This window comes from Vibrio sp. HM8-C (genome assembly GCF_058630515.1).
In genome coordinates this window covers 34,557-60,984 of sequence record NZ_JBMMKS010000005.1, presented here as the reverse complement: position 1 = coordinate 60,984, position 26,428 = coordinate 34,557, and the positions used below count along the sequence as shown (strand labels likewise).

The window sequence follows — 26,428 nt, the reverse complement described above, 5'->3', positions numbered from 1 at the left end:
TAGCGGAATTTTTGCCCTTTTGATGTGTATATAACAGACCTTGAATTTATAGAGTGTATCAATGTCTAGCGACGAAATAATTTACAACAAACTTCTAAACGCTATCGTTCAGCAGCAGCTACCTCCAGGGGCAAGACTACCAGAAGATCGTTTGTGTGAAGTATTCAATGTTAGCCGCACTGGTATAAGAAAAGTACTTCAACGTTTAGCTATTGAACGTTTTGTCGTCATTCAACCGCATAAAGGTGCGCAGGTAAACAAACCTGATGTAAGAGAAGCAAATGAAGTTTTAGATTCACGTATTCTTATCGAACCACAACTCATTCCAAACTTAATACTAAATTGGAATTTGAAAGAATCTGAACGTTTTCGCCACATGGTTGCAAATGAGATAAAAGCTGTTGTTGCGAATGACTTATCGACGTCAATTCAACTGACCGCTAAGTTTCACTATGAATTAGCAAAAGTAGCAGGAAACGAAATTCTCGCAAATTTTGTTGAACAGCTTTGTTATCGATCATCACTAGTGTTAGCAGCGTATGGTTCACGAAACAGCGAAAGCTGTAATTGTAGCGATCACAATGAATTGATAGATATATTGGACTCGGGAGATGTCATCAAGGCACAAAATTGGATGAAACATCACCTTCAGAAAATAAAGTCATCCATTACCATTGAAAGCAAAACGGCTGAGAGAATTGACTTCCAAAGTTTGTTTTCCGTGTCTTAAATAGCTACGTGAAAGCTTTTGAATAACATCAATACGATTGGACACCTCAATTAAGAGACATTCTATTTTTCAATGCTGACTGGACTTAAAACCTCAACCACCGCCAACACAGAATGGCCTTTCACCTACTTTTGAATAAACCGAGTACAGAAGTTACGATCTAAGCCATGGTGACCCTTTCCCTGAGGTTGCCAGTTACCGCAAACTGCCCGTCAACCGTTATTACAATAGCTGCCATACCGTCGATTTTGTTCACTGTTTCTAAGATATTTCTAGGGGCTAACCCGAAAAGCTTAGTGGTGTAGATGTCGCAATCTAAAGATTTGTCAGCAATGATAGTTAATGAGGCGATATCATTACTCACAGGATAACCAGTATTACTATCAAAAATATGGTGATATTTATTGCCGTTGTACTCAAAAGTTCTTTCATAGATACCAGAAGTTACTACCGACTGATTTCTTATCTTTACCTTAGCAACACTGTGTCCTCTCGGTAGAAAGGGGTTTTGAATACCAACATCCCAGTCAAGACTATTTCTAGGAGATTCGCCGTAAACAAGAAGATTGCCGCCAATATCAATCATGGCTGAAATAGGCTGCTTTTCTTTGAAGAAATCCATGACCTTGTCACTAAAATACCCTTTGGCGATTGCTCCCAGATCTATTTCTAAACCTTTCTTAGCAAAGAAGACTGAGTTACGTTCATCGTCCAATATGATATTGGCGGGATCTAAACAACCCAAGACGTTGTTGATTTCCTCTTGGTTAGGCACCTTTGCTTCTTTAAATCCGATGCGCCATAGCTTAATCAGGGGACCAATTGCTATGTTCAAGAAACTGTTAGTAGTAAGACTGTGTTCTTTCCCAATCTTTATGAGCTCATATAATTCTCGGTCAACAACTATAGGCTGATTGACCGCTTTAGTTTTCAAAGAAAGAAGCTGTGAGTCTTTGTTGTTGGCACTAAAAACCTGCTCGTAATGTCTTAACATTACACAAGCTTCAGCTATCCATTTCTCAGCCTGTTCTCCTTTAAAGTAAAGACGGATTTTCGTCCCCATTAACTCTATCAATTGGCTGGCGTCAGTCATATTTTTCCTTTCCATCTATTTGCTTGCTCACGCCCCAATTAATGTGCAACTACATCTTTGTTATGTATAAACGAATCAAGTAGTCCTTTATCTATGTCTGATAGTTTTCTCTCGCTGTGATAGGCAATGAAATAATCTAGATTCAATTGATCCACAGGTAAATGATAGATGTTGTACTCAGAAGGACGAGGTGGAATTGCCAAACTTTCGGGTACAAACGTGATGCCTAAGCCTGCCATTGCGAGGGGTTTCACCGTTCTTATTTCTGTACTTTCCAAAATGATATCGGGCTTAACTTTATAAATACTTAATAAATGATCGACTTGCGCTCTAATAGCAGACCCTCTTGCAGTCAAAACCAGCTTCTGACGCAATAGATTTTCGATTGCAATACTATTGGGGACTAAGGTTGAAACGTTATCTTGATAAAGTTCACATGATTTCGGTATGACCGCGAAATAGCCTTGTTTTCCCCATGTCACTGCAAATAAGTTTGGCGCAATATTGTTCGAGTTTTGCCCTATAAAAAAGTCCACTTCACCCTTCAAAAGCCGTTTCTCATTATTTTCCGGTATATCTTCTACCAACTCGATGTGGCAGTTAGGGTAGAGCGATAAAAACTTTGGCAAAAACAATGGAATAAGGTAGCTACCAATACTGCCTAAGATACCGATTTTAATGGTTGTCTTGTCCACATCTGTCAAAGCAGTGATCTGTCTTCGCATGTTGGAATAAACCGTTTCAAGAGAGCTGAGATAATCGTAATAAATTTTGCCCTGTTCAGTTAATCGATATGGCAGCTCACTACGATTGATGATCTGGCAGTTAAGCTCACTTTCAATGCGTTTTATTACCTGAGTCAAATACGGTTGAGAAATATAGAGGGAATCTGCTGCTTTGCTGTAATTGCTAAAGCGCAGCAAAGCATCAATGTAATACAAGGTGTTTTGATTGTGATACTTCGACATTTTCTTTCCCTTCCAGTGCTCAACTTCTCACGAAAACCGAACTATAACAAAATACTTATTAAAGGCGAATACATTGCTATTAGATAGCATTTTCATACTGTGTTAAAACAGTAACCAGAATTTAATTATGGTTATTTAGAAAATACAGGAAAACACTTAATATGAAGTATTTAGCAATTGTTGGCGCGAATTCTAATGTGTCAACAAACCGAATGTTACTGCAATTCATGAAAGAGCATTTCAAGCAAGAAGCTGAGCTTGAACTCTATGAAGTAAAAAACTTGCCTGTTTTTTATGAAGCTAAAGATGACCAAGTTCCTGAAGAGGTACAGGCTCTATCTTCAAAGATTCTTCAGTCTGATGGGGTAATTATTGCGACGCCGGAGTACGACCACGCGATCCCTGCGGTACTGAAAAGTGCATTAGAATGGATCAGTTATACCAGTCAGGCACTTACTGACAAGCCAGTACTTATCGTCGGTGCATCCCATGGTTCATTGGGTTCTTCACGAGCTCAAGCTCATCTACGTCAGATTCTGGACTCTCCAGAATTAGCTGCACGCCTTATGCCAAGCAGCGAGTTTCTACTAGGAAAATCACAAGCCGCATTTAACTCAAGTGGTACTTTAATCGTTGAAGAAAAGTTAGCTGAACTTGATGAGATTTTTAGAGAGTTTGTGCTGTTTACACAGTTGATAACAAAATTATTATCAGAAAAAGCAGCAATCAAAAAAGACAAAAAATACGTTTGGCAAACTCAAGAGGCATAAGAGAAATGAAATTTACAGCAATCATCGGAACTACGTCTCCAAAGTCTCATAACCGAACTCTGCTTGAATTTATGAAGGCGCATTTTAAAGATAAAGCAGAAATCGAGTTGTTGGAAATTAACGAAGTTCCAATGTTTAATCAGGACAATCCGTCTAACAACCCGCAGTTATTGGCAATCAATGAAAAAATTATTGCTAGTGACGGCGTAATCATTGCGACGCCTGAGTATAACCACTCAATCCCATCCAGTCTCAAGAGCTTGCTTGAATGGTTGAGTTACGAGCTTCATCCACTTGATGGTAAGCCAGTTATGATCCTTGGTGCATCTATCGATTCTCAAGGTTCTTCTCGTGCTCAGCTGCACCTACGTCAGATCCTAGATGCACCTGGCGTTAACGCGAACGTTATGCCTGGGTACGAATTCTTACTTGGCAATGCACACAAAGCGTTTGATGAAAATGGTCAACTAATTAGTGATGGCACAATCGACTTTTTAGAAATTTGTTTCTTAAGATTTATGCGATTTGCCAAAATTTCAAATCAGTTGAACGAAGAAGAAGAGTTTTCATTTACTCCTGGCACATATGATGTCCACGCTCTGGGGCACGGTGGCGCACTGCCAATGAAAGTGTCGTTTAGCGACAAGAGAATCGAAAGCATTGATATTGACACAGGTAGTGAGACAGAAGGTTTAGCGGACGTCGTATTCGTACGTATCCCAGATAAAATCATCGAAGGTCAGACACTGAATGTGGACGCCTTGTCTGGTGCTTCTGAAACCAGTAACGCAGTTCTTGATGGCGTTGCAAAAGCAGTGAAGCTTGCAGGTGTTAACCCTGACATCTTGAAACGTCGTCCTAAACCAGCCAGTAGCTTAAATAAAGGTGACGAAGAGTACACTTGTGATGTAGTTGTCATTGGTGGGGGCGGTGCTGGATTAAGTGCAGCAGCAACAGTTCTACAACAAGGAAAGAGCGCTATTGTACTGGAAAAATACCCAGCTGTAGGCGGTAACACAATACGTACTGGTGGTCCAATAAATGCCGCGGATCCTGAATGGCAACGTACTTTCGACGAAAACCCTGGTGAAAGACAAACAATTGAAACTCTGCTTAGCACTGCCGAAAGTGATATTCATGAAGAATATCGTGAAGACTTCTGCGCTCTGAAACAAGAGTTTTCGGCATACCAAGACAAATTTGGCGATGCTAAAGGTCACTTGTTTGATTCACCATTGCTTCACAGAATGCAGACTTATTTCGGTGGTAAGCGTACTGACCTGCAGGGCAACAACATCTATGGGCAATATGATCTGGTTAAGATTTTGACCGACCGTGCTTTAGAGAGCGTTCAATGGCTCGAAGAGATCGGTGTCGAATACGATAAAAATATCGTATTTGCTCCGGTTGGTGCTTTGTGGCGTCGTGGTCATAAGCCAGTGAAAAAATACGGCACAGCATTCATTCTCGCATTGAGCCAGTACATAGAGAAAATGAAAGGCACCATTATTACCGATAGCCCTGCTAAAGAATTCCTTATTGAAGATGGTGAAATCAAAGGGATTATCGCTACCGGTGTAAACGGTCAGAAGATTACCGTTCATGCTAAAGCTGTTGTTCTGGCTAGTGGCGGTTTTGGTGCAAATACAAAGATGCTCAAACAATACAACACTTATTGGAGCAACATTGCTGACGATATCAAGACAACCAACTCATATGCTATGACAGGGGATGGTATTCTGCTTGGTCAATCAGTAGGTGCTGGATTAACAGGCATGGGCTTCACTCAAATGATGCCTGTAGCAGATCCGAATACCGGTGAACTGTTTAGCGGACTTCAGGTTCCTCCAGAAAACTTTGTCATTGTGAACAAAAACGGTAAACGTTTTGTCAACGAGTTCGCGGGACGTGACGTACTGACTAAAGCTGCCTTAGCGGAAGGTGGGCTGTTCTATCTGATTGCTGATGATGAAATCAAGAAAACTGCCGCAAACACCAGTCAGGAGAAAATAGACCGTCAAGTTGAAGCAGGTACACTGTACAGAGCAGACACTCTAGAAGAGCTGGCAGCCAAAGTGGGTATGGAACCATCAGTACTTATTGATACCGTTAACAAGTACAACAGCTATGTTGAAGCGGAAAATGATCCTGAGTTCCATAAGGATACATTTAGCCTGAAAGTGGAAAAAGCGCCTTTCTATGCAACACCACGCCAACCAGCAGTACACCATACAATGGGCGGTCTGAAGATAGATACAGCGACTCGCGTTCTTGATGAGAATAATCAACCTATCAAACATCTGTACGCTGCTGGTGAAGTTGCTGGTGGTATCCACGCGGGTAACCGACTTGGTGGTAACGCACTTGCTGACATCTTTACGTTTGGTCGAATTGCAGGACAAACTGCGATTGAAGAAATGAACTAAATCTCTATCAAAGTAATAGAGGGCAACTAACACCTGCCCTCTTTCTACACCATAAATGTGCTTGTGTTTAGGGTGCTGAATCAATCAAGAAAAAGTCGATGAGAATAGTTACTCACACTATTTCCCCATCACATATCAAATGCATTCCAAGTTTGTGACACGTTTTGGGACACCACATTGCCACCGATGATTTAGGTGACATGAATTCAAAAACGCTGGACATGAGAAAACACGCAATAAAGCGTTTTAATTTCAATAGATTAGAAACTTAATTGAGTACTAGAAAGCTTGGAGCGCGTAGCGAGAATCGAACTCGCAGCTTTAGCTTGGAAGGCTAAGGTATTACCATTATACGATACGCGCGCATCGAAAGGACGCTGTTACTATGCCACAGAGTTGGAAAAAGAAAACCGTTTTTTTCTAAAAACTGGTTTATTTGCATAGTAAGTAAGCAATTGAAGTTTAAGCGGTTAAATTTGCATCTTTATTATTTAAACCAAAGATTCTAAAACACAAAAAGCCTCCCAATGGGAGGCTTGTATTTTAAATCTGTCTAATTAGATTTTTGAAGTTTGAACGTAGTTTTTCAACTCTTCATTAGTAACTGTAGTGATGTACTCATCGTTCAAGTAAAACGCTACGCTGTCTTCCCCTTTCTCACCACGTAGTACTTTATGAGAACCATCTAGGTAAGAAATATCCATTTGCATGGTGTTTTCATCAATTTGTTGCATCGTTGCTGATTTAACATCGCTGTTATTTGAAAGTGGAACTTCAGTCATAGAAGAATCTAAGCTGTCATTCACTTTTAAGATTGCATCAGCTGGTGTATCTACAACCGCTGGCGATTTACCAGTTAGAGGGTTAGTACCAGTCCAGAATTCTACTGCGTTAAAAATAAACAAGTCAGCAAAAGAAGCGATAGCGTAAACTGGAGATAAAAGTAGGAACATACCTTCACGACCGTAACGGTTATCAACGATTTCTAAGTTGAATTTACCTACTAAGCCAGTTGTTGCCATTTGACCCATACAGCCTGTTAGAGAACTCACACCTAATGCTGCTACTACTGCTACTTTAATTGCTTTACTTTTCATCAAGATCACCACTGAGTTGGATAAAACCTAAGTGTAGTCAATCATTTGCGTATTAGGAAATTTCTGAAGCTAAGATTGACAAAAATCTTACATAACTTAATGAATTGTATCCATATTTTCATATGTGAGAAAAATAATTCAATTTTTGCAGGGTCATTAATACGTTTCAGTTATGTGTTAGTGAGTAACTACAAAGTTGAACATTCTCCCAGATGGTCATATGTGGTCTACAATTGTGGTGAGAAACGGTCTCACGTCACCCACCGTTAAACAGGAGGTGCTAAATGAACATTCGTGAAAGCATTGACGCACTCGAGCAACAAATTTACATCGCTTGCTCTGAAGGAGACTACGAAACGGTTAATATGCTTGAAGCGCAGTTAGAAAAATTACGTGGTAAAGCAGAGCACCCGTTCGATGAGGATCCCTACTCCTTAGAAGGTCGACCTTTTTTCGATGACGACTGGAGTTAAAAAATGGGGAGCTAAAGCTCCCCATTATCAATTTTGTTCTAGAAGAATTTGATTGCGCCTCTGCCACCAATCTTTTCTTCTGGTTTCGCTTCTTCTGTTTTCTTCGGTGTGGATTTTTTTTCTGGCTTCTTCTTAGCCTTTTCAGCTTCAGGTTTTTTCTTTTCCTGTTTTTTCTTCTGTGCTTTTTCAGGCTGTGGTTTTACTGGTTTAGCTTTAACTTCTTCCTCTATGTCTTCGGTGACTGGAGCATCACAGATAACCAGATAGAACTCTTGGTTAAATTCAATCAAGTCGCCATCGTATAACTTTCTACGCTTACGAGTTTCCACTTCACCGTTTACAGCAACATAACCTTCAGTAATGGCATATTTCGCTTCACCACCACCACTAACAGCATCAGCAATTTTTAGAACTTTATAAAGTTCAATAGGTTGGCTATCTACTTCAACACCTATCGCTTCGATTTCAAGTTCATCATCATTTTCGAAATCGGATTCAAATTCGCTCATTTCACATATCCAGTAAAATTTTTTGTGCAGTTTAGCGTTTTACTCTTTGTTTATAAACCTAAACTCATTTATAAGACTAAACTAATGAAGGGCGTATAGAGAAGGATGACTGTACATGCGCACATTTTGGGTAACTATGCTAAGTATATTAACTTACGCGCCTTGGTGTTATGGCAAGCCTATATCTGTTGAAATATTAACAGATGAGTCTTACCCACCGTATACCTACGCTGAGGATGGTGAAGCTGTTGGTATCTATCCTGATATCGTTCATGCCATTGATCAGAAACTGGAAGATTTTGAAATAACTATTCGCCCAGTGCCGTGGAAACGCGGACTTAAATTAATCGAGTCTGGACGCAGTTTTGCTTTGATGCCTCCCTATTTTCATCCAGAGAGCAGAGACTACATCTCACCCTATTCACATCCAATGCTTAATGAAGAAGTCGTTGTTTTCTGCGATGACGAAGTCATTAACCAAAAGCCTCGTAAGTTATGGCCTGAAGATTTCTATGGCTTAACGATCGGTATCAATTCAGGATTCAACATCGGCGGAGCTGATTTTTGGCAAGCATCTGATGAAGGTAAATTAACCATCTCTGAAGCCAAGGGGAATCAGCTAAACCTGATAAAACTGCGTAGCCGAAGAATTGATTGCTATGTGAATGACAGAATCTCGATTCTCTGGGAAACAAAGCGTTTGATCGAAGAAGAGGCTTTGATGAAACCACTTACTTTTAGCTTGGCCACTCATATCAATACTGAATCAGGATATATGGCTTACACCAATGTCAATGAAGATCGTTACCCTTATAAAGCACAGTTTGTGAAAGAGTTCGATACTGCGCTTATCGAACTGCAAAATTCAGGCGAAATAGAACGAATTGTTCAAAGTTACGTCGGAGAATAATTCCAGTCTTTAAACACATACTTTCCTACTTGGAAATTCCCCTTTTCCACATCTTCTGTAAGAAAAGCCCTATAGTAGTTCCATCAGCTAACGCAATAAGAATTAATCAAGGGTACACAACATGACAACGAATACAAAAACAGCTCTAGTAATTGATAGTTTTCCAATGGTTCAACAAGCGATGGAACAAATGCTTCACGCTAACCATGGCTTTGAAAAAGTACTGTTAGCAAGTGATGCCTTCACCGCAGCATCAGCGCTAAGACAACATGATATCGACTTAATCATTCTGGATATTCAGCTTGCTGGTTTTGATGGTTTAGATTTTTTACGTCGAATGAGAGCAAAGCAATTTGCAGGTAAAATTCTGTTCGTATCAAGTAATGAACACGGTATGTATTCAAACGCAGCGAAGAAAATGGGTGCGAATGGCTATGTACTAAAAACAGAAAGTACTGAGATTATTCAAGACGCTATTTCAAGTGTTTTACGCGGATACAACGTATTTAAACATAACAGCGACAATGAGTTCTCTGCACTGTCAAAACGTGAAACGATCGTTTACAACTATCTTGTAAAAGGTTTCACCAACAAACGTATTTCTGAATTGCTATCAATCAGCACGAAAACGGTAAGTACTTATAAGAGCCGAATTTTGAATAAATGTAACGTTGATTCAATTATTGAACTGGTACAACTTAAAGAATCAGCTTAAGAAACAGAGAACTGTTCGATTTTCTTTTTAAGAATATCCGAAAGCAACATGTGCAAGGGATTGCTTTTATTACTTGCCTTCATCACCGATACCAACGAGTAATTATCCGCTTCCTGATAAATCTCAGGTAACACTCGAAAACAGAATCGCTCGTCCGAAACATCAAACAACTGAACAATAGAAAACCCGTCAATCTCCTCAATTGTGTTCAACATACAAATCAAATTATCGACATAAGCGTAGGTATTCAGTTCATGACCAGCCTGCACACTAATTTCCTGAAGCAATATTTTGATATCGTGGCGTCCACGGGCTGCCATCGCAACAAACGGTAAGTCAAGAACCTGGTCATCAGTGAGATCGGCCAATCTTGCCGGCAAAATAACCCCATGATTTAACATTTTAATCCGTCCCTGATAAATAGATTTGCTCAGCATCGGGTTAAAATAATTTACGCCCATATCTATAGAGCCGTTGGCTATGTCTTGGGTAGTGTGGTTGTCGTACGTTAAGAGAGAAATCATTGCCTTAGGAAAGGTTGCTTTAAGTTCTAACAACAATTGTGCACCAAACTGTATATGCATTACTGGAATGATTGCGATCGCTATATCACCTTCATAGTTGGCACAATCAATCGTATTTTTTGCCAATGCAGTTTGAATGGTGTTTAGACCATCAATGAGAGTGGGTATGATTTCTTCAGTAAAAGACGTCGGTTCGAAGCCCTGACTGTCACGTACAAACAATGGATCGTCAAGTTGCTCGCGCAGTTTAGAAAGATGTTTGCTGACCGCACTTTCAGTAACGCCTAATGCGCGCCCAACCAGCTTTAAATTTCTGTGTTTGTACAATAAAACAAATGTTTGCAGTAAATTGTAATCCAGATTACTAGCCATAATTTTTATTGTTTCCCTAGCATACATTGGCAAAACGGCGATTAAATGCCTGTTTCGCTGCATCACTTTTCTTCTTTGCAACCAATCTATCACTCTTATTGAGCATTGGCGAATCCATCAAAATTTTTTCACATTCAAAGATAAGCTCTCTTGCCTGATGATATGCTAACCCTTTGGGAAACGCTTTTTCCATTGCAGACAGCATTGACAAAGCCGCATGATGGCAGCCGTCCCTTTGTTGAAAATATTGAAACGCGACATTAGCACCATCAACACTATTTTCTCGAATTGCTTGGTTGATAGAGCTCAACATGTTTTCAATCTCATGTGTTGCGAGCTTACACTCATGTTCCAACACACGTCTTTGTGCCAATAAGAATAGATGATTCCAGTCGGTTTGATTTTCATCCCATTTCGGTAGACGGCTCATAACCCACTGACATAAGTCTGGCTGCTGCGCGAGCAAGGCTAACTTGGCACAGTATAATGCGGTCGCTTTAGAGCGCAGTTCTGACTTGTAAGCACTGTGTGATAAGCGAGCGAGAAAGCGCTTAGTGTTGCCTGCAAGATATTCCAAATGAGCATGAAACAATTCATTCAGAACTTGATACTCATCGTCCGTTTCAGTGTGTTTTATTTTCTTAATTTCTTGTTTTGTCGCAGAGATAACTCGGAGAACATCATCTTGTTTTGGCTGAGTGCTAAGAAGCAAATTACGAATCACATTGACATGAATTTCGTTTGTTTCCCTATGAGTTCGATAAGCCGACAATCGATAAGATGAGAATTGCTGGAATGATTTTTTATATTGGCGATGAATTTCGCTTAAATTGGCATAGCAATAAAGCCTGTCCATGCTTGTAGACTTCATTAAAGAGCGATCTATTTCCAATAGGGCTTTACCTACCTCACCTTTGATTAGACACAGTTTACTCTTTAGTTCATGTACCAAAGCACTTCTGTCTATATTCGCCTTATCCCACTCGTTATAAAGCTGACTCGCCTCGTCATAATCTTTATTTAAGATGCAGGCATTCAATAGGCCAGCCATTACCCAAGGTGATTTAGACTGGGTATATAGCTCCGCGTAAACCTGTTTTCCTTGATGAAAGTAGCCGCATTGAATCAATGTCTCGGCGTGCAACCGTGTGATATAGGGTGCGTATTTGGAATGAGTTTTTTCCACACCGGAAAAAGTGTTTTGGATTTTTTCTATATCTGTATCTTTAGGCAATTCATACAACTCTTTCAAAGCGTGCTTGCGAGCAAACGCCCTGAGAATACGGTTTTTCACTACTGTCGCGGTATAAGGCTTGATGATGTATTCATCAGGCTCTAACTCAACAATCGCTTTAACCGTTTCTAGCTGCTTTTCCCCTGTCAGCATAATAAATGCACACCAAGGAGGAATAAGTCCCAAATGACAAATCTCTTCGTAGATTTGTTTACCGTTTAAGTCATCCCCAAAATTGTAATCACAGATGATCACATCCATCTGTTCTTCATTAAGTTTCTTAAACAGTGACTTGGAATCTTTGGCCGTGAATACGCGCAGTGAAGAGAACCCCATATCCCTGAGTAATCTCTTCATGTCGGTAAGAATGAGCGGAGAATCATCGGCAACCAATACTTTTGCGTTAGCGATGATTTGAGGTCCAAACTGCATAGGAGTGAAGGTAGTCTCTTCTTAAAGGTTGTCCATATAAGACATCAATTATTCTTGTTTATCTTTATACAGATTTTCATCTGCACGACGAATAACGGATTCTACTGGCTCATTTTCCATCATTTCTGCAACACCAACGGATACACCAACACTTAATGCGTATGGTGAAAAAGTTGTTTCGCTAACACACTCTTTTAATCGCGTGGCTAACCTTAATGCGTTATCTCGCTTACATCCTGGCAGAACTGCCAAAAACTCATCGCCACCTGAACGAATTAAGTAGTCGGTATCACGGAACACTTCTTTCATTGCATCGGCAATCTGTTTTATGGCTTCATCACCCACATGGTGACCATAGGTATCGTTAATCGTCTTTAGTTTATTGCCATCAATAGCAAGGATACTCGCACCCTTTTCTTTGACGGCATTTTTGAAATCATCACTTTCAAGCGCATTGCGGTTTAACAGACCAGTCATTTGGTCTTGAACAATGCTGCTTTCCGCTTCACTGAGTTTGATTTTGTTGATATCTAACTCTTTAAACCTGAATAGAATAAAGGCACTGACAATCCAAATAACAAAAAAGAAAATTATCGTGTTGTAAACAATGGATAAAACCGGAACCTTATATACATAAACCGTTGAATTATCAGCAACATAATCGATGTTGTAAGAAAACTTACCGTCCATCGCACTTTTGCCGTAAATGACTTCGTAGAAGGTCACGCCACTGATCACTTTCTTCTCAACATGCACATCACCAGCGCCATCAAAGCGCGACATGAACATATCGATGTTCACATCACCGACAATAATATTCTGGAAATAGATTGGGCTTGATACGGTAATAAAGACTTCACCAGCCTCATTTTTATATGGGTCTGAAATCAAAATTCGATCAGACAGCCTTCTTTCCGGAGCTTCAAGCGCACAGTTGCGACGACCTAAACATTGCTCAATCTCGATATTGGCATCTTTCTTATCAACCGATGTCAACGAGCTGGTGTATGAACGGTAATACATCACATCTTGTTCAGGGAGAATAGTCGGCATCTCTTTCACTAACTGATGAAACTCATTTTCAATCGCGATGTCGATGTTAGTGAGTTCATTGATGTCATTGAAGCGATAGAATCCGCTGTCTTGGTTTTCCAGTAGATCTTTATTCCCTTCTTCAATGGCGTCGTACTTACTCACTTCACTTTCAAGAATCTTGCTAGTGAAGAAAAGCACTTGGTTGTACTGCGCCATTGTTTTAGAGAATTTTTCAAACTCTAATTCGCGTGCATTTATATGCGAATCAACGTAAAAAACCATAGATATAACGTAAAGGATCAAACTGACCATAAAACTGGTCAGCACAATTTCTTTGATATTTTTTCTCGTTTTCATCGGCATATTTTTTGTTTTAGAGTTAGATAATGTTCTTGTTGATGCTCATCAGTTCAACAATCGATTTCACGTTGTACTTCTCAAGAATACGAGATTTGTACGTACTGATTGTTTTCGGGCTGAGTGAAAGAATGCTTGCGATCTCTTTATTACATTTACCATCAACTAGGTAAGTAAAGACCACAAGTTCTTGTTTTGAAAGTTGAACATCGTTTGATCCACTGTCTTTCATCAACTTGTAGAAACTATAGCCGTTTAAAATGCATTCTACTGCATCATTTAAGATATTCAGGTCTTCAGACTTACAAACATAGCCATCTGCGCCAAGTTTGTATGCCGTTTCAGAGTACAGGCGGCTATCATTTGCAGAAATGAACAACGATTTTCCTGTAAAACCGTGAGATTTGATACGGCGAAGTAATTCAAAACCGTCAGACTTCACTAGGTTCACATCTAGGATAAGGAAATCGATTTGTTCTTTTTGAATCAGTTTCTGCGCTTTAATTGGATCTTGTTCAACGATGATGGTTTCAAATCGTGCGCCTTTATCCAATAGTTGTTTAATTGCAGCACAAACTAGTGGGTGATCGTCGACAACAAGACAAGTTAAAGAAGTATTTGTTTGAATCATTACAGTTAGCCTCGTTAAGCCATTAATTTATATTCAATTGGTTGGGGTCTTCCGGTGAAATAACCTTGGCAAAGATCTATCCCCATACTCTGTAAATGCGTCCACGTTTCATTGTCTTCGACTCCTTCAGCCACAAGACGCATATCTAGCTGCTTCGCCATCGAAACAACTAGTGAAAGAATCGCGCTTTTCCGTTTATCGCGATGACAAGACGTAATAAGCGCCCTGTCGATTTTCATTTCAGTAAAAGGCAAATCCGCTAGCTTAATTAGCGAAGAATATCCCGCACCGAAATCATCAATAGCTAGCTCGACATCGTTAAGACGCAAGCGAGCGAAATTTTCAAACATGGTTGGATTGTGTTTGTACACTTCCATTTCCGTCATTTCGATAATCAGATTGGCTGGTTGAAAGTCGTAACGCTCACAACACTCAAGAACTTGAAAAGCGAAATTGGAATCATCGAAGTTAGCCAAAGCTGCATTTACTGAAATAGAACCGGTAAGCTTTCCGCTTCGGTAATCTTCCAATGCTTGTTCCAATACGTAGAAGAACAAACGCACATGCCATTGTTCTTTATCGATAATGGGCAAAAATGCAGATGGACTTAGGTAGCCGTATTGAGGGTGATCCCATCGTATAAGAACTTCATTTCCGCTTTGAGCATCGTTGGTAAATCGACACTGTGGCTGATAGAAGTTCACTAATCGCTTGGAATTAAATGCCACATCCAAATCTGAACGTAAGAACTCAATAACTTTGTTACTGACCTTAGGTTTTGGATTCGCTATCGTCACTGCGTTAAGTACCGATGCTAAGTCCGTATTCGAGATAGGCTTCGTCTGTGACGAAATCACGCCTAGCCCAAGCTGACGACACATCATTTCCGCCAATGCGATAATGCTCTTATCATGGCCACTTAATAAACACAGTTTGCCTTTGTATCCCAGTTGATTGAGTGCGTTTAAAAACGTCAACCCATCTTCTTCTGGCATAGAGAGATCACAGAACACAAGGTCAAAGTCTTGATGTTCGCAAATCTCCAAGCCATTCTTGCTGCTTTGTGCAACACGGACTTCGGTAATACCGAATGTCTGAAGTTGAATCTTCAACGTAATACACTGGATTGGGTCGTCATCCACAATCAGCACGCTATGAATTCTATGCGGCATTCGTTTCTATCCACGCTTTTGTCTGGTCGATACTGATAGAGATATCCGCTATCAACTTTTCGAATAAATGTTCAATGTTCCCATCAAGATTTTGCATGCCGTTTTCAAGGTCTAATGCACGTTGATGGACATTCGTTTCACCGACCGTACCCGCACCACCTTTTATACGGTGAGCGATCTCTTTAACTGCCTTACGGTCATCTTTGCTGTCTATCAGCAACGCCAAATCTTTTTCCATCGTATCGACATACACTTGCGACAAAATTTGCGCATCAGCAGCATCGTATTTCTCAAGCCACATTTCGCTCGCCAGCTCTGCGCTAGAGAGATATTGGGCAAGCAGCTTATACATACGATTGATGCCATAGGGCTTATACAACATGCTGTCGAATCCAGAATCCAACGCTTTCTCATTGGCTACTCGTGAATCTTCAGCAGTACAGCCAATCAGTGTTATATGGCTAAGTTCCGGTTGCATGCGTACACGATTCACCAATTCATATCCATCCATCACTGGCATGTGACAATCCGTGATCAGAAGGTCGTACTCCATAGGTTTTGCTTGCAGCAGTTCCAACGCGATCAATCCGTTATCGACGATATCCATTTCGACACCGAGCTCAGCTAACTGCTGTTTAAACACCAACTGGTTAATTGGGTTGTCTTCTGCCACGAGCACTTTACCGTTCAACGGAGCGCGCATATCTTCTTCATCTGATACGGTCATTTTTTCATTACCTACTACTGCATCGAATAACAAATCAGGGAAGAAAGGTGTTGAGTTAACGTATACACAACGACCATTTCGGCTTCTGAATACATCGAGGTCTTTTTTAATGACGATGTTGTGTTGGTACGCGCATGTACTGTCGTCAAAGTTACCTTCGTCATAAATATCGATGTTGTTAAGTGAGCAGCTGTTGTTGCTGTTACTTGTCCAGAAATTAATCCAGCTTTTGATTAAGGGATCTGTGCCGTGGTATGTCGCGCACACTACCTTATGAGAACTCTCATACGTTCGAACCAACTCGTGCGGAATAATGAACGAGACTGTCGTACCTAGGTTAGGTTCGCTATCAATGCTGATTTTTCCGCCCATAACAGTGATCAAGTTATGTACGATAGCTAAACCTAAGCCTGTTCCTCCAAATCGACGAGCAATCGTGCTATCAGCTTGGAAGAACGGGTTAAATACACCCTTAATGACATCTTTGCTCATACCGACGCCAGTATCGGTCACCGCTACGTAAACTTGTTTTTCATCCAGTGCGATATCAACCGTAATTTTGCCTGCGTCAGTAAACTTTATGGCGTTCGATAACAAGTTATTGATGATTTGGCTGAAACGTAAAGCATCAATCTTGACGACTTTTACAGGCGTTGGTTGCCAGTTGACTTCGAACTGCAGCTCTTTCTTCTGAGCTGAAGCACAGTGAACACGCAGTAATTCACCCGCTTCACGCAACAAGTGACATTCACCGAGATCCAGCTCTAACTGCTGTGCTTCAAGTTTTGAGAAATCCAGAATGTCATTCACTAATAGATGCAGATGGCGCGTAGAAGTAATGATGTTGTTGATCATCATCAGCGTATCTTCGTCATCAGTGCGAATTTTCAGCATTTCAAGCAGGCCAGCCATACCCGCAATTGGAGTACGAAGTTCATGGCTCATACTTGCCAAGAAACGTTCACGAGCTTGCACGGCTTGCTGAGCCGTTTCGTTCGCTGCGCGCAAAGCGCGTTCTTGCTCTTTTTGCTCTGACACGTCATTCACAACAGTCAATACAAACTCTTCATCACTCCCTGGCCCACTAATACGGGTTCTAAAATAGTCGATGGTCTGCAAACCCGCGCTGCAAGTCTGAACGTCCACATCACGCGAAATGGTTTCGCCAATCTCAAGAACACGTGATAGCTCTTCACCATTCTCGATAACCATGTAGTCTGGGCGCTCTTTTTGAGCAAGAGTACAGCTTTTACATTTACCGCTTTCAACACCGCAACAGTTGCTCAATAGCAGCTTGTGGTTAGCGTCGTGGATAAAAATCTGGTTCGGCAGTCCATTGATAATATTCTGTAAGAAACGCAGATCATTTTGGGTTCTTTGCGCTTCCTTCTCGTTGAGAGACACCTTCAACTGAAAGTTTTTCTTCCAGAGATAAAAGATGAACACAAGCAAGACGATAATGCCCGCAAGGATAGATAAGCCAACCATGACGAAGTTTTTGTCATAGCCATACACAATATTGAATTGCGTATAACCGTTCTGCAAACGATGGACTTCTTTAGGATTTATCGTCGATGCAACGCCATCAATCAAATCACTAATGTGACGATCATCTTCTCTAACGGTAATCGCAACATCAATTTCTTTGTAAGAGTGACGCTTAATCTGCAACTTATCGTCATCATCATTAGCGACTAGATAGTCGAGAATATCCTCACGTACATACGCCTTACGTAGTTTGCCGTTTTTCAAATCTTCGATTAACTGTTTGATGCTCATGTAAGTAATTGAGCTTTCGCCAAACAGACGATTTTTAATGCTTTGATAAGGTCCGGTATCATCAAATAGCACGCCTTCTTTGGCGTTTCTGCTGTACGTAATACCTTTATAACTCACAGCAAAGTATTTCACTGAAGCCAGAGGATTAGACACAGCAGTCCAATCCAGATCGTGAGAATCCATAAGTACAGCAGGCACAAAATCGATAGATTTCTTTTCAAGAAGACCTAACGGAGTTTCACCATCTTTTAATGGAACGTATTGGAATCGAATAGAAGTACGAGTTTCGATTAACTTCAGTAAGTCAGGTAGAAAACCTGCCACTTCGCCGCTGGTATCGCGATAAAACAGCGGGTAAGAGTCATCCCAAACGGTATAACGAATCGCTGGGTTACCAGCATTCGCTACGGCTGCACGAGCCTCGTCAATTTGGTGGTACAGATTATCCGAATGAATACCGGATATTTTCGCTTCTTGGTTCAGAATCAGATTGATGTTTTGTAGTAACAACTGGCTATTTTTTTGCGCGACAATACGAATGTTCTCGGTGCCAAACCAATCTGGAATTTCAATGCGCCCAACCGTTTGAGTCGATGAGTTAACACAAGCCAACAGAGAAACGTAGTTATCTAAAACCGCATCGGCTGAGCCAGAGTTCACCTGATTAATTGCGTCAGCAAAACTTTCTGCTTCATAAATATTAGGCAACTCACGCAATGCCAATTTTTTACAATAAATAGAGTCTTTAACGCACACCCATTTCATTGAATTAGGTGACACATGCATTAAATTCTTATTTCTATACCAAATGGCAATTGAGCTTTTATATAAAGGAGAGCTATAGATATAGTTGGAATCGCTAATATCTGAAACGCCAACCGCTAAATCGACATCATTATTATCTATGGCTTTGTGCAAAGAAGAAATTGTCGGATAGACGCCATACTCAACTTCCACATTTAGTCTTTTCGCCAAACTATCCACATAGTCGGTTTCGATATCGTAAGTTGGGTCGTGATATACGTGATTATCAAGCGTGCGCGAAAGCAATGCCACTCTAACTTTACTCGGCATCGTATTCGATCTGTCACTTGGCGCTGAGAATGCGTAGGTGTTTAAAACCAGACCAATCACAGCAATAAATAATAGGAATAAACGACTCACAATTTACTCATACATATCAAAAATAGGATGTAAGAATAAAAAATATGGGACTAATGTCAAATAGAGAGCAGAGGTAAAAATATTTTATCTTATTGATATTTAAAAATATTCTATATTTTTGTAAGCACAGTCTGACAATATTATCAGATGTAATCCGCCAGTTTAGGCCGTAATTAATGGTGAGTAGGAGTAAATATTCTTATAGATAATTACAACAAGGTAGGAATAATGCGTTAATTAAGCCTAAGCCTCCTTTTTATTATTCCGAACAAATAACACACACTTTCATTCGGAATTTAAGCAATATTAAGGAGGCCAATATTCGTCAGATATGCAACTTATTGAAATGCTGGACGTTGTGATAATTCATTGAACCAACGAGCAATATTTGGGTACTGATTTAAAACTTCTAACTGCAGTGCTTTTTCCGCAAATCCTACAAATATGAACGCCGTGATATCAGCAATCGTTAGAGCCTCAGTCACAATGTAAGGTTTGCCCGTTAATTGCTGTTCCAATTGTGGTAAAAAGCTTTCAACACGACGCTTACTTTCAATACCCCACTCTTCTACGCAAGTCTCACGATCTTTATACACGCCAGAGATATTGCGGAATGCTTGGAAACCCGCAAACAAACCTTGGAATTCAACCACGCGGTTCCACATCTCAACTTGAGCTGTTTCTAAATGTGTTTCACCGAAAAGATTTTTTCTGTTTGGGGTTGCTTCATGGAAGTAGCGGCAGATAGCAACACTTTCACAGATAGTGACACCACAATCTAGCTCAAGCATAGGAACTTTGCCGTTTACGCTTTTTTGTTTGAATTCGACTGTTAAGTTTTCACCTTCACGAACGTTGACTTGAACGCGTTCAACATCAACACCTAACTCCTTGAGGAAAATAGAAACTCGGCGAGAACTTGGGGTTGGGGCAAATTCGTATAATTTCATTGTTGTTCCTTTTATTTTGGCTTTATCTAACCGATCGTTTAGGTTAGACTTTATGCGTTTTCTAAACGATCAGTCAAGAATTAATTATTGCAAATGAGACTAGCGATATGGCGAGAAAAAGTAACTTTGATAGAGATGAAAAGCTTGTTCAAGCAATGAAGCTATTCTGGCAGAAAGGCTACGCAAATACTGCGATCTCTGACCTGATCGATACACTGCAAATCAATCGTTTCAGCCTATACAACGCTTTTGGCGATAAACAAAACCTCTACTACGAAGCTTTGGAAAAATACCTCACAAAAGTCTCTTTTCCCGCCCTATCATCACTGGAAAATGAACATGCTTCCCTTGAAGAACTTGAACAGTTTCTAAAACAATTTGCCGAGCTGCAAAGACTGAACAACTGTGGATGCTTTATGCAAAATGCCCTAGTGGAGCATGCTGGCACCGATGACACCGTATTACAGAAAGGTCATTTCCTGTTTGATCATTTGATCAGCATCATTTCAAATGCCATTGCTCGTGCGCAACGCCAGAATAAGCTGCGTGCAAGTCACGACTCACATGCTTTGGCGCAACTGATCCTCACACAAATGCAAGGCATGCGCGTGCTTGGAAAAGCTAAGCGTATTGAAGATTTGGATTCGGCTTTAACCACCTTGCTTCTGTTGATTAAAAGCTAAGCTTTGCTGATTAAAACCTAAACTTTGTTGGTTAAGATCTAAAACTGCTGATTAAAGCTAAATAAAAAGCGGATTAAAGCCTATTTAGAACGAAGACAGGTTTACCAGCTCTTGAGTGTAAGGATGTGAAGGCTTGTTGAACAAAGCCTGAGTTTCGCCCTGCTCTACGATTTCACCTTGTTTCATCACAATGGTGTAATGGCAAAGCGATTTCACTACGTTTAAGTCGTGACTAATAAACAAATAGGTTAAGCCATACTTCTCTTGCAAAGATTTAAGCAAATCCAACACCTGAGCTTGAACTGTTCGGTCGAGTGAAGAGGTAGGCTCATCAAGCAGAATAAATTCTGGTTTTAATACCAGAGCCCTCGCAATAGCAATACGCTGCCTCTGCCCACCTGAAAACTCGTTTGGATAGCGATGGCGAGTCTCAGGGTCAAGGTCAACTTCTTTCATCACATCACAAATTAGCTGGTCTATGGTTTGTTCATCATGTTCAAAATGCACTCTCAAACCTTCACCAATCACTTGTGCTACCGACATACGCGGATTCAACGCAGAGAATGGATCTTGAAATACCACCTGCATACGACTTCGATAAGGCAACATGCTTTTTCTGTCTAATCCTTGTAGCTCTGCACCTTGATAGCGGATAGAACCTTGTGACTCGACCAGCTTGAGGATCGCCATACCTGTTGTGGACTTACCTGAACCACTTTCACCCACTAAACCAATCGAATGTCCCTTTTTCAGGTCAAATTTCATATCAGTGACCGCTTTGATATGTGCAATGGTTTTTCTTAGTAGCCCACCTCGAATTGGGAACCACACTTTCAACTGCTCAGTGGTCAGCAAACTTGGACTGTTTATATCGACGTTAACAGGTACACCGCGCGGATCGGATTCGATTAGCAACTTGGTATATGGATGTTTTGGTGCGGAGAAAAGCGTTTTACACGCTTCGATTTCCACCAGCTTGCCGTGCTGCATAACCGCGACACGATCAGCAATCCGTCTGACAATACTTAAGTCATGAGTAATGAACAGCATTGCCATTCCCAGCTCTTGTTGTAACGCTTTCAGCAAGTCGAGAATCTGCGCCTGTACAGAGACATCAAGTGCAGTTGTTGGCTCATCAGCAATTAATAACTCGGGCTCGTTAATCAGCGCCATCGCTATCATTACTCTTTGCCGCTCTCCACCTGAAAGCTCGTGAGGGTAAGCATTGATCTTTTGTTCGGGATGACGAATACCGACTTTCGCTAACCAGCCAATTGCCTGCTCTTCGGCTTTTTTCTGCCTGACGCCACGATGAATGGCCAATGTTTCCACCAACTGCTTGCCAATCTTATGCAGAGGATTCAACGAGACCATCGGCTCTTGGAATATCATGCCAATGCGCCCACCACGAATGCCTCTCAGTTGTCGCTCAGAACAGCTAAGCGTATCTAAGCCTGAAAACTGGATATTACCCTCAAGATAGTGAGCAGAGCCCTTCGGTAACAACTTTAATATTGCATTGGCGGTGACCGATTTCCCAGAGCCACTCTCTCCTACCAGCGCCAGTGTTTCGCCTTTACTGATGGAGAAAGAAACTTGCTCTGTGACTTTCTCGATAGCGTCACCACGACCGAAACCTACAGAGAGATTTTCGATTTTAAGCAGGCTTTCGATTTTTAACGAATGTTCGCTCATCTATCCTCTCCTTTGCATATTTGGGTCAAAGGCGTCACGCACAGCTTCGCCAATAAAAACAAGTAGAGTTAGCATCATAGAAAGCACGACAAACGCAGAAATACCGAGCCACGGAGCCTGTAAGTTCGCTTTGCCCTGCGCAAGCAATTCACCCAATGAAGGTGAACCCGCAGGAAGACCAAAACCCAAGAAATCTAAAGAAGTTAATGTCGTTACTGATCCAGAAAGAATAAACGGCATCATAGTCAGTGAAGCCACCATAGCGTTTGGCAACATATGACGCAGCATAATGCGCGAGTCACTTACTCCCATAGCTTGCGCCGCGCGAACATAATCAAAATTTCTGCAACGCAAAAATTCTGCGCGAACAACACCTACCAAACTCATCCAGCTAAACAGCACCATGATCCCCAGTAACCACCAAAAATTAGGTTCCACAAAGCTGGATAAAATGATGAGTAAAAACAGCGTTGGCAAACCAGACCATACTTCAATAAAACGCTGCCCAATCAAATCTAACCAACCGCCATAATAGCCCTGCGTTGCTCCCACAATCACACCAATGAATGACGATACAATAGTGAGCACAAAGCCAAACAACACAGAAATACGGAAACCATAGATGATGCGAGCCAGCACATCGCGCCCTTTATCGTCCGTACCCAGCCAGTTCACCGAGTCCGGAACAGACGGCACTGAGCCTTGAATATTGAAGTTAATGGTGTCGTAACTAAAGCGGATAAGTGGCCAAATGATGTAGCCTTTTTCTTCTATTAATTCCACCACGTATGGGTCGGTGTAGTCAGCTTCAGTTTCAAACTCACCGCCAAATTTCGTCTCTGAATAAGCATTGGATACAGGGAAAAGCCACTGACTATCGTAAGAAATAAACAATGGCTTATCGTTAGCGATCATTTCCGCAAACAAGCTGACGATAAACAGCAGTGAAAATATCCATAGCGACCAAAATCCACGGCGGTTCGCTTTAAATCGCTGCCATCTCGCTATATGCAGCGGATTTACAGGTTTCTTTTTTACTAATGCCAACACAATCAGCGCGCCTCAAAGTCAATGCGCGGATCAACCCATGTATAGGTGAGATCCGAAATAATACCGAGCAATAACCCAAGCAGAGTCATGATATAGAGTGAGCTGAACACCACTGGATAATCTCGTTGAATAGTGGATTCAAAGCCCAATAAACCTATACCTTCAAGCGAAAACATCACTTCAATCAACATCGAACCAGTGAAGAAAATACTGATAAACGCACTGGGAAAGCCCGCGATGATGATCAACATGGCATTACGAAACACATGCTTATAAAGAATGCTTCCTTCGTCGAGCCCCTTTGCTCGCGCCGTTACCACATATTGCTTGTTTATCTCATCCAGAAATGAGTTTTTAGTCAACATGCTCAATGTGGCAAATCCACCTATCACCATTGCGCAGGTTGGTAACGCCAAATGCCAGAAATAGTCGATGACCTGTTGATACCAAGTCAGACTATCGAAATTGTCCGAAACCAGTCCGCGTAACGGGAACCAACTAAAGTAATTGCCACTAGCGAATAGGATGATAAGAATGATGGCGAACAAAAATCCGGGGATGGCATAACCCACAATCACTAGCGCGCTCGACCAAATATCAAAGCGTGAGCCGTGGTGAATCGCTTTCATTATGCCTAAGGGGATGGAAATCAGATATATGATTAACGTACTCCACAGCCCCAATGAAATGGAGACCGGAAGTCTGTCGACTATCAAATCAATCACGTTTCCGCCACGGAATAGGCTCTCACCGAAGTTAAACGTGACATAGTTTTTCAGCATATCGAAGTATCGAACGTGTAGCGGCTTATCAAAACCAAACTGACGTTTAATCGCTTCAACTACCTCTGGATCTAATCCACGTGAACCCTTGTAGCCACCACTGCTGCCGTTGTCAGCTTTGGATAAATCGACTTCCTGACCACCGCCAGAAAAGCGCTCCATCACACCGGATGTCTGCCCTTCAAGCTGTGCAATCGCTTGTTCAACAGGACCACCCGGTGCGATTTGGATGATAAAGAAGTTTATGGTGATGATTGCCCACAGCGTTGGAATAACCAACAGCAGACGGCGGAAAATATACGCAGCCATATACCCTCTTAACGACGCTTCTCAGGCAACTTTTCAGCTTTCTGTTGCGAAATCCACCACGTATCTAAACCCAAATCGTATTTCGGCATCACACTTGGTCGCTCGAATTTATCCCACATCGCAACGCGGTACAGGCTCGAATGCCATTGTGGAATGATGTAGAAGTTCCACTGCAAGATACGATCGAGAGCGCGTCCCAAACTTAATAGCTTTTTCGGCTGCTCCTGATTTTTCGAAATCTGCAGCGTCAAATCGTCAATAACCGGGTCCATCACTCCAGCAGTGTTATAGGTCGAATCAATGTAGTTTGAGTTCCATACAATCATAAGATTGGAACTAGGAAATGGGTTTGCAAAGAAGGATGAAGAAACCATATCAAAATCACGGTCACGTAATCGCTTGATATATTGTGTGTTATCAACGGTTCTAATCTTCATGTCGATACCCATCAATTTCAGGTTCTTTTGTACAGGTATCGCAATACGTTCAGTGGTTGGGTTATAAATCAACAGTTCAAACGTCATTGGTTCGCCCGTCGCAACGTTCACCATGACTTTGTCTTTCAGCTCCCAACCAGCACTTTTCAGCAGCGCGAAAGCGGTTCTCATTTGCGTACGGATACGACCACTGCCATCTGTCACTGGCGGTTGGTACTCTTCTGTGAATACGCGAGGTGGTATCGCTTGCTTAATCGGATTAAGAATGGCTAGCTCTTCGTCTCTAGGCAAACCTTTCGCTTCATAATCGGTGTTTTGGAAATAACTGCGAGTGCGAGAATATTGGCTGTAGAACATATTCTTGTTCATCCACTCAAAATCCATCGCATAGTTTAGTGCTTCACGAACTCGCACATCTTGGAATACTGGTTTTTGAGTGTTGAAGACAAAACCTTGCGTACTGGCTGGCGCATTGTGTTCGATTTCTTCTTTCTTGATAAAGCCATTATCGAAGTTAACGCCAGTGTAAGATGTCGCCCAGAACTTCGCTTGGCTCTCCTGACGTAAATCGAACTCGCCCGCCTTGAACGCTTCCAGCATCACCGTATCATCACGGTAATAATCATACTGGACTTGCTTGAAGTTATTACGCCCAACATTCACAGGCAGATCTTTTGCCCAGTAGTTGTCATCCAACTGGTAAGTCACACTCTGACCCATTTTGTAATCAGTTATCTTATAAGGACCACTGCCAATCGGAGGCTCACTTAGCGGTTCAGCGAAGTTTTTATCCTTCCAAAAATGTTCTGGCAATACTCGAGTACCTTGAGCAAAACCAAACAGTTTTTCTCGGTTAGGCTCAGACATTTCAATTCGTACCGTCAGCGGTGCAATTGCCTTAACGGATTTGATCTCTTTGTAATAAACGCGATATTGGGGAACGCCTTCTGTCATGAACTTATTGAATGTGAATTCAACATCCGCAGCAGTAATAGGTTTGCCATCTTGGAAACGAGCTTTGGGGTTGATGTCTAGCTCTAGCCAAGTGTAGTCATCAGAATATCGGACTTTTTCAGTGATGAGTGGATAGTAGGAGTCAATTTCGTCAGTGGGTGAATACATCAGTGAATCATAGAGCTCTCCGCTATCCATTGCTGGAACACCGCGGGAAGCATAACGGTTAAAGTTATCGTACGTACCTACCTGACCATAGGTGACTTTACCGTATTTAGGAGCATTCGGATTGACGTAATCAAAATGAGTAAAACCTTGCGGGTATTTCGCTTCCCCAAAACCAACCAAACTGGTGGTTTCTATAACATCAGCCATGGAAATCTGGCTAAGTGTGACTAACACAACACCTAAAGCAACTGGCTTGATATTCCCCATTCTGCAAATCCTTTT

General features: G+C 41.4%; 22 protein-coding genes and 1 tRNA gene. 7 read left to right on the top strand and 16 right to left on the bottom strand.

Features of this window, described 5'->3' with window-relative positions; translation table 11 throughout:
* The first annotated feature begins 61 nt into the window (after positions 1 to 61).
* Positions 62 to 730, top strand: coding sequence for a GntR family transcriptional regulator (locus tag ACOSVQ_RS07945; RefSeq protein WP_491982008.1), 669 nt, complete (start codon positions 62 to 64; stop codon positions 728 to 730).
* Positions 731 to 890: 160 nt separating this feature from the next.
* Here the strand turns inward: ACOSVQ_RS07945 and ACOSVQ_RS07940 are convergent, their stop codons facing one another.
* A complete protein-coding gene (locus ACOSVQ_RS07940) occupies positions 891 to 1,823 on the bottom strand; it encodes an FAD:protein FMN transferase (protein ID WP_491982007.1) in 933 nt (310 codons plus the stop codon).
* 38 nt (positions 1,824 to 1,861) lie between these two features.
* Positions 1,862 to 2,791, bottom strand: coding sequence for a LysR family transcriptional regulator (locus ACOSVQ_RS07935; RefSeq protein WP_491982006.1), 930 nt, complete (start codon positions 2,789 to 2,791; stop codon positions 1,862 to 1,864).
* Positions 2,792 to 2,952: 161 nt separating this feature from the next.
* Here ACOSVQ_RS07935 and ACOSVQ_RS07930 point away from each other — a divergent pair, with 161 nt between their 5' ends.
* Positions 2,953 to 3,561, top strand: a complete 609-nt coding sequence (locus ACOSVQ_RS07930; RefSeq protein ID WP_491982005.1) for an NADPH-dependent FMN reductase — start codon at positions 2,953 to 2,955, stop codon at positions 3,559 to 3,561.
* A 5-nt stretch (positions 3,562 to 3,566) separates the two neighbouring features.
* On the top strand, positions 3,567 to 5,987 hold the full coding sequence (locus tag ACOSVQ_RS07925; RefSeq protein WP_491982004.1) for a flavocytochrome c: 2,421 nt from the start codon (positions 3,567 to 3,569) through the stop codon (positions 5,985 to 5,987).
* Between the two features lie 289 nt (positions 5,988 to 6,276).
* Here ACOSVQ_RS07925 and ACOSVQ_RS07920 read toward each other — a convergent pair.
* Together ACOSVQ_RS07920 and ACOSVQ_RS07915 are read right to left on the bottom strand one after the other, a co-directional pair.
* Positions 6,277 to 6,350: transfer RNA gene (locus ACOSVQ_RS07920), tRNA-Gly, on the bottom strand.
* Positions 6,351 to 6,544: 194 nt separating this feature from the next.
* On the bottom strand, positions 6,545 to 7,084 hold the full coding sequence (locus tag ACOSVQ_RS07915) for a DUF3332 domain-containing protein (protein WP_491982003.1): 540 nt from the start codon (positions 7,082 to 7,084) through the stop codon (positions 6,545 to 6,547).
* Positions 7,085 to 7,368: 284 nt separating this feature from the next.
* Here ACOSVQ_RS07915 and ACOSVQ_RS07910 point away from each other — a divergent pair, with 284 nt between their 5' ends.
* Positions 7,369 to 7,557 carry a hypothetical protein gene (locus tag ACOSVQ_RS07910; RefSeq protein ID WP_491982002.1) on the top strand — a complete coding sequence of 63 codons (189 nt, stop codon included), beginning with the start codon at positions 7,369 to 7,371 and terminating at the stop codon, positions 7,555 to 7,557.
* 38 nt (positions 7,558 to 7,595) lie between these two features.
* Here ACOSVQ_RS07910 and ACOSVQ_RS07905 read toward each other — a convergent pair whose 3' ends face one another.
* The gene (locus ACOSVQ_RS07905; protein WP_491982001.1) at positions 7,596 to 8,066 is read right to left on the bottom strand and encodes an RNA-binding S4 domain-containing protein; all 471 of its coding nucleotides are present in this window, start codon (positions 8,064 to 8,066) and stop codon (positions 7,596 to 7,598) included.
* A 115-nt stretch (positions 8,067 to 8,181) separates the two neighbouring features.
* Here ACOSVQ_RS07905 and ACOSVQ_RS07900 point away from each other — a divergent pair, with 115 nt between their 5' ends.
* Positions 8,182 to 8,976, top strand: a complete 795-nt coding sequence (locus ACOSVQ_RS07900; protein WP_491982000.1) for a substrate-binding periplasmic protein — start codon at positions 8,182 to 8,184, stop codon at positions 8,974 to 8,976.
* Between the two features lie 121 nt (positions 8,977 to 9,097).
* Positions 9,098 to 9,691, top strand: coding sequence for a response regulator (locus ACOSVQ_RS07895; protein WP_491981999.1), 594 nt, complete (start codon positions 9,098 to 9,100; stop codon positions 9,689 to 9,691).
* Here ACOSVQ_RS07895 and ACOSVQ_RS07890 read toward each other — a convergent pair.
* The 7 genes from ACOSVQ_RS07890 to ACOSVQ_RS07860 all read right to left on the bottom strand — a co-directional run bounded on the left by ACOSVQ_RS07890 (position 9,688) and on the right by ACOSVQ_RS07860 (position 20,068).
* Positions 9,688 to 10,587 (bottom strand): LysR family transcriptional regulator, encoded by a 900-nt coding sequence (locus ACOSVQ_RS07890; RefSeq protein ID WP_491981998.1) that lies wholly within the window; start codon positions 10,585 to 10,587, stop codon positions 9,688 to 9,690. The two genes, ACOSVQ_RS07895 and ACOSVQ_RS07890, sit on opposite strands and share 4 nt — an antisense overlap.
* A gap of 16 nt (positions 10,588 to 10,603) precedes the next feature.
* Positions 10,604 to 12,253, bottom strand: a complete 1,650-nt coding sequence (locus tag ACOSVQ_RS07885; protein ID WP_491981997.1) for a response regulator — start codon at positions 12,251 to 12,253, stop codon at positions 10,604 to 10,606.
* 48 nt (positions 12,254 to 12,301) lie between these two features.
* Positions 12,302 to 13,645 carry a GGDEF domain-containing protein gene (locus tag ACOSVQ_RS07880; protein WP_491981996.1) on the bottom strand — a complete coding sequence of 448 codons (1,344 nt, stop codon included), beginning with the start codon at positions 13,643 to 13,645 and terminating at the stop codon, positions 12,302 to 12,304.
* Positions 13,646 to 13,667: 22 nt separating this feature from the next.
* Positions 13,668 to 14,276 (bottom strand): response regulator, encoded by a 609-nt coding sequence (locus ACOSVQ_RS07875; protein ID WP_491981995.1) that lies wholly within the window; start codon positions 14,274 to 14,276, stop codon positions 13,668 to 13,670.
* Between the two features lie 14 nt (positions 14,277 to 14,290).
* Complete coding sequence (locus tag ACOSVQ_RS07870) at positions 14,291 to 15,448, bottom strand: EAL domain-containing response regulator (protein ID WP_491981994.1); 1,158 nt, start codon at positions 15,446 to 15,448, stop codon at positions 14,291 to 14,293.
* Positions 15,438 to 19,118, bottom strand: coding sequence for an ATP-binding protein (locus ACOSVQ_RS07865; protein WP_491981993.1), 3,681 nt, complete (start codon positions 19,116 to 19,118; stop codon positions 15,438 to 15,440). Before ACOSVQ_RS07865 ends, ACOSVQ_RS07870 begins: the two co-directional genes overlap by 11 nt.
* Positions 19,119 to 19,456: 338 nt before the next feature.
* Complete coding sequence (locus ACOSVQ_RS07860) at positions 19,457 to 20,068, bottom strand: glutathione S-transferase family protein (protein WP_491981992.1); 612 nt, start codon at positions 20,066 to 20,068, stop codon at positions 19,457 to 19,459.
* Between the two features lie 107 nt (positions 20,069 to 20,175).
* Between ACOSVQ_RS07860 and ACOSVQ_RS07855 the strand changes: the two genes are divergently transcribed.
* Complete coding sequence (locus ACOSVQ_RS07855; protein ID WP_491981991.1) at positions 20,176 to 20,751, top strand: TetR/AcrR family transcriptional regulator; 576 nt, start codon at positions 20,176 to 20,178, stop codon at positions 20,749 to 20,751.
* 84 nt (positions 20,752 to 20,835) lie between these two features.
* Here the strand turns inward: ACOSVQ_RS07855 and ACOSVQ_RS07850 are convergent, their stop codons facing one another.
* Genes ACOSVQ_RS07850 through ACOSVQ_RS07835 form a run of 4 tightly spaced genes read right to left on the bottom strand, consistent with a single transcriptional unit; the run spans position 20,836 to position 26,413 of the window.
* Positions 20,836 to 22,446, bottom strand: coding sequence for an ABC transporter ATP-binding protein (locus ACOSVQ_RS07850; protein ID WP_491981990.1), 1,611 nt, complete (start codon positions 22,444 to 22,446; stop codon positions 20,836 to 20,838).
* The gene (locus ACOSVQ_RS07845; RefSeq protein WP_491982179.1) at positions 22,447 to 23,493 is read right to left on the bottom strand and encodes an ABC transporter permease; all 1,047 of its coding nucleotides are present in this window, start codon (positions 23,491 to 23,493) and stop codon (positions 22,447 to 22,449) included.
* A gap of 5 nt (positions 23,494 to 23,498) precedes the next feature.
* Positions 23,499 to 24,587, bottom strand: coding sequence for a microcin C ABC transporter permease YejB (locus ACOSVQ_RS07840; protein WP_491981989.1), 1,089 nt, complete (start codon positions 24,585 to 24,587; stop codon positions 23,499 to 23,501).
* Between the two features lie 8 nt (positions 24,588 to 24,595).
* Complete coding sequence (locus ACOSVQ_RS07835) at positions 24,596 to 26,413, bottom strand: extracellular solute-binding protein (protein WP_491981988.1); 1,818 nt, start codon at positions 26,411 to 26,413, stop codon at positions 24,596 to 24,598.
* Between the last annotated feature and the right edge of the window lie 15 nt (positions 26,414 to 26,428).

Coding starts and splice junctions, on each gene's coding strand:
- ACOSVQ_RS07885 (WP_491981997.1), bottom strand. CDS start 12,253: ATGCAGTTTGGACCTCAAATCATCGCTAACGCAAAAGTATTGGTTGCC.
- ACOSVQ_RS07870 (WP_491981994.1), bottom strand. CDS start 15,448: ATGCCGCATAGAATTCATAGCGTGCTGATTGTGGATGACGACCCAATC.
- ACOSVQ_RS07900 (WP_491982000.1), top strand. CDS start 8,182: ATGCGCACATTTTGGGTAACTATGCTAAGTATATTAACTTACGCGCCT.
- ACOSVQ_RS07935 (WP_491982006.1), bottom strand. CDS start 2,791: ATGTCGAAGTATCACAATCAAAACACCTTGTATTACATTGATGCTTTG.
- ACOSVQ_RS07850 (WP_491981990.1), bottom strand. CDS start 22,446: ATGAGCGAACATTCGTTAAAAATCGAAAGCCTGCTTAAAATCGAAAAT.
- ACOSVQ_RS07895 (WP_491981999.1), top strand. CDS start 9,098: ATGACAACGAATACAAAAACAGCTCTAGTAATTGATAGTTTTCCAATG.
- ACOSVQ_RS07910 (WP_491982002.1), top strand. CDS start 7,369: ATGAACATTCGTGAAAGCATTGACGCACTCGAGCAACAAATTTACATC.
- ACOSVQ_RS07860 (WP_491981992.1), bottom strand. CDS start 20,068: ATGAAATTATACGAATTTGCCCCAACCCCAAGTTCTCGCCGAGTTTCT.
- ACOSVQ_RS07855 (WP_491981991.1), top strand. CDS start 20,176: ATGGCGAGAAAAAGTAACTTTGATAGAGATGAAAAGCTTGTTCAAGCA.
- ACOSVQ_RS07840 (WP_491981989.1), bottom strand. CDS start 24,587: ATGGCTGCGTATATTTTCCGCCGTCTGCTGTTGGTTATTCCAACGCTG.
- ACOSVQ_RS07905 (WP_491982001.1), bottom strand. CDS start 8,066: ATGAGCGAATTTGAATCCGATTTCGAAAATGATGATGAACTTGAAATC.
- ACOSVQ_RS07925 (WP_491982004.1), top strand. CDS start 3,567: ATGAAATTTACAGCAATCATCGGAACTACGTCTCCAAAGTCTCATAAC.
- ACOSVQ_RS07835 (WP_491981988.1), bottom strand. CDS start 26,413: ATGGGGAATATCAAGCCAGTTGCTTTAGGTGTTGTGTTAGTCACACTT.
- ACOSVQ_RS07915 (WP_491982003.1), bottom strand. CDS start 7,084: ATGAAAAGTAAAGCAATTAAAGTAGCAGTAGTAGCAGCATTAGGTGTG.
- ACOSVQ_RS07940 (WP_491982007.1), bottom strand. CDS start 1,823: ATGACTGACGCCAGCCAATTGATAGAGTTAATGGGGACGAAAATCCGT.
- ACOSVQ_RS07945 (WP_491982008.1), top strand. CDS start 62: ATGTCTAGCGACGAAATAATTTACAACAAACTTCTAAACGCTATCGTT.
- ACOSVQ_RS07880 (WP_491981996.1), bottom strand. CDS start 13,645: ATGAAAACGAGAAAAAATATCAAAGAAATTGTGCTGACCAGTTTTATG.
- ACOSVQ_RS07875 (WP_491981995.1), bottom strand. CDS start 14,276: ATGATTCAAACAAATACTTCTTTAACTTGTCTTGTTGTCGACGATCAC.
- ACOSVQ_RS07890 (WP_491981998.1), bottom strand. CDS start 10,587: ATGGCTAGTAATCTGGATTACAATTTACTGCAAACATTTGTTTTATTG.
- ACOSVQ_RS07930 (WP_491982005.1), top strand. CDS start 2,953: ATGAAGTATTTAGCAATTGTTGGCGCGAATTCTAATGTGTCAACAAAC.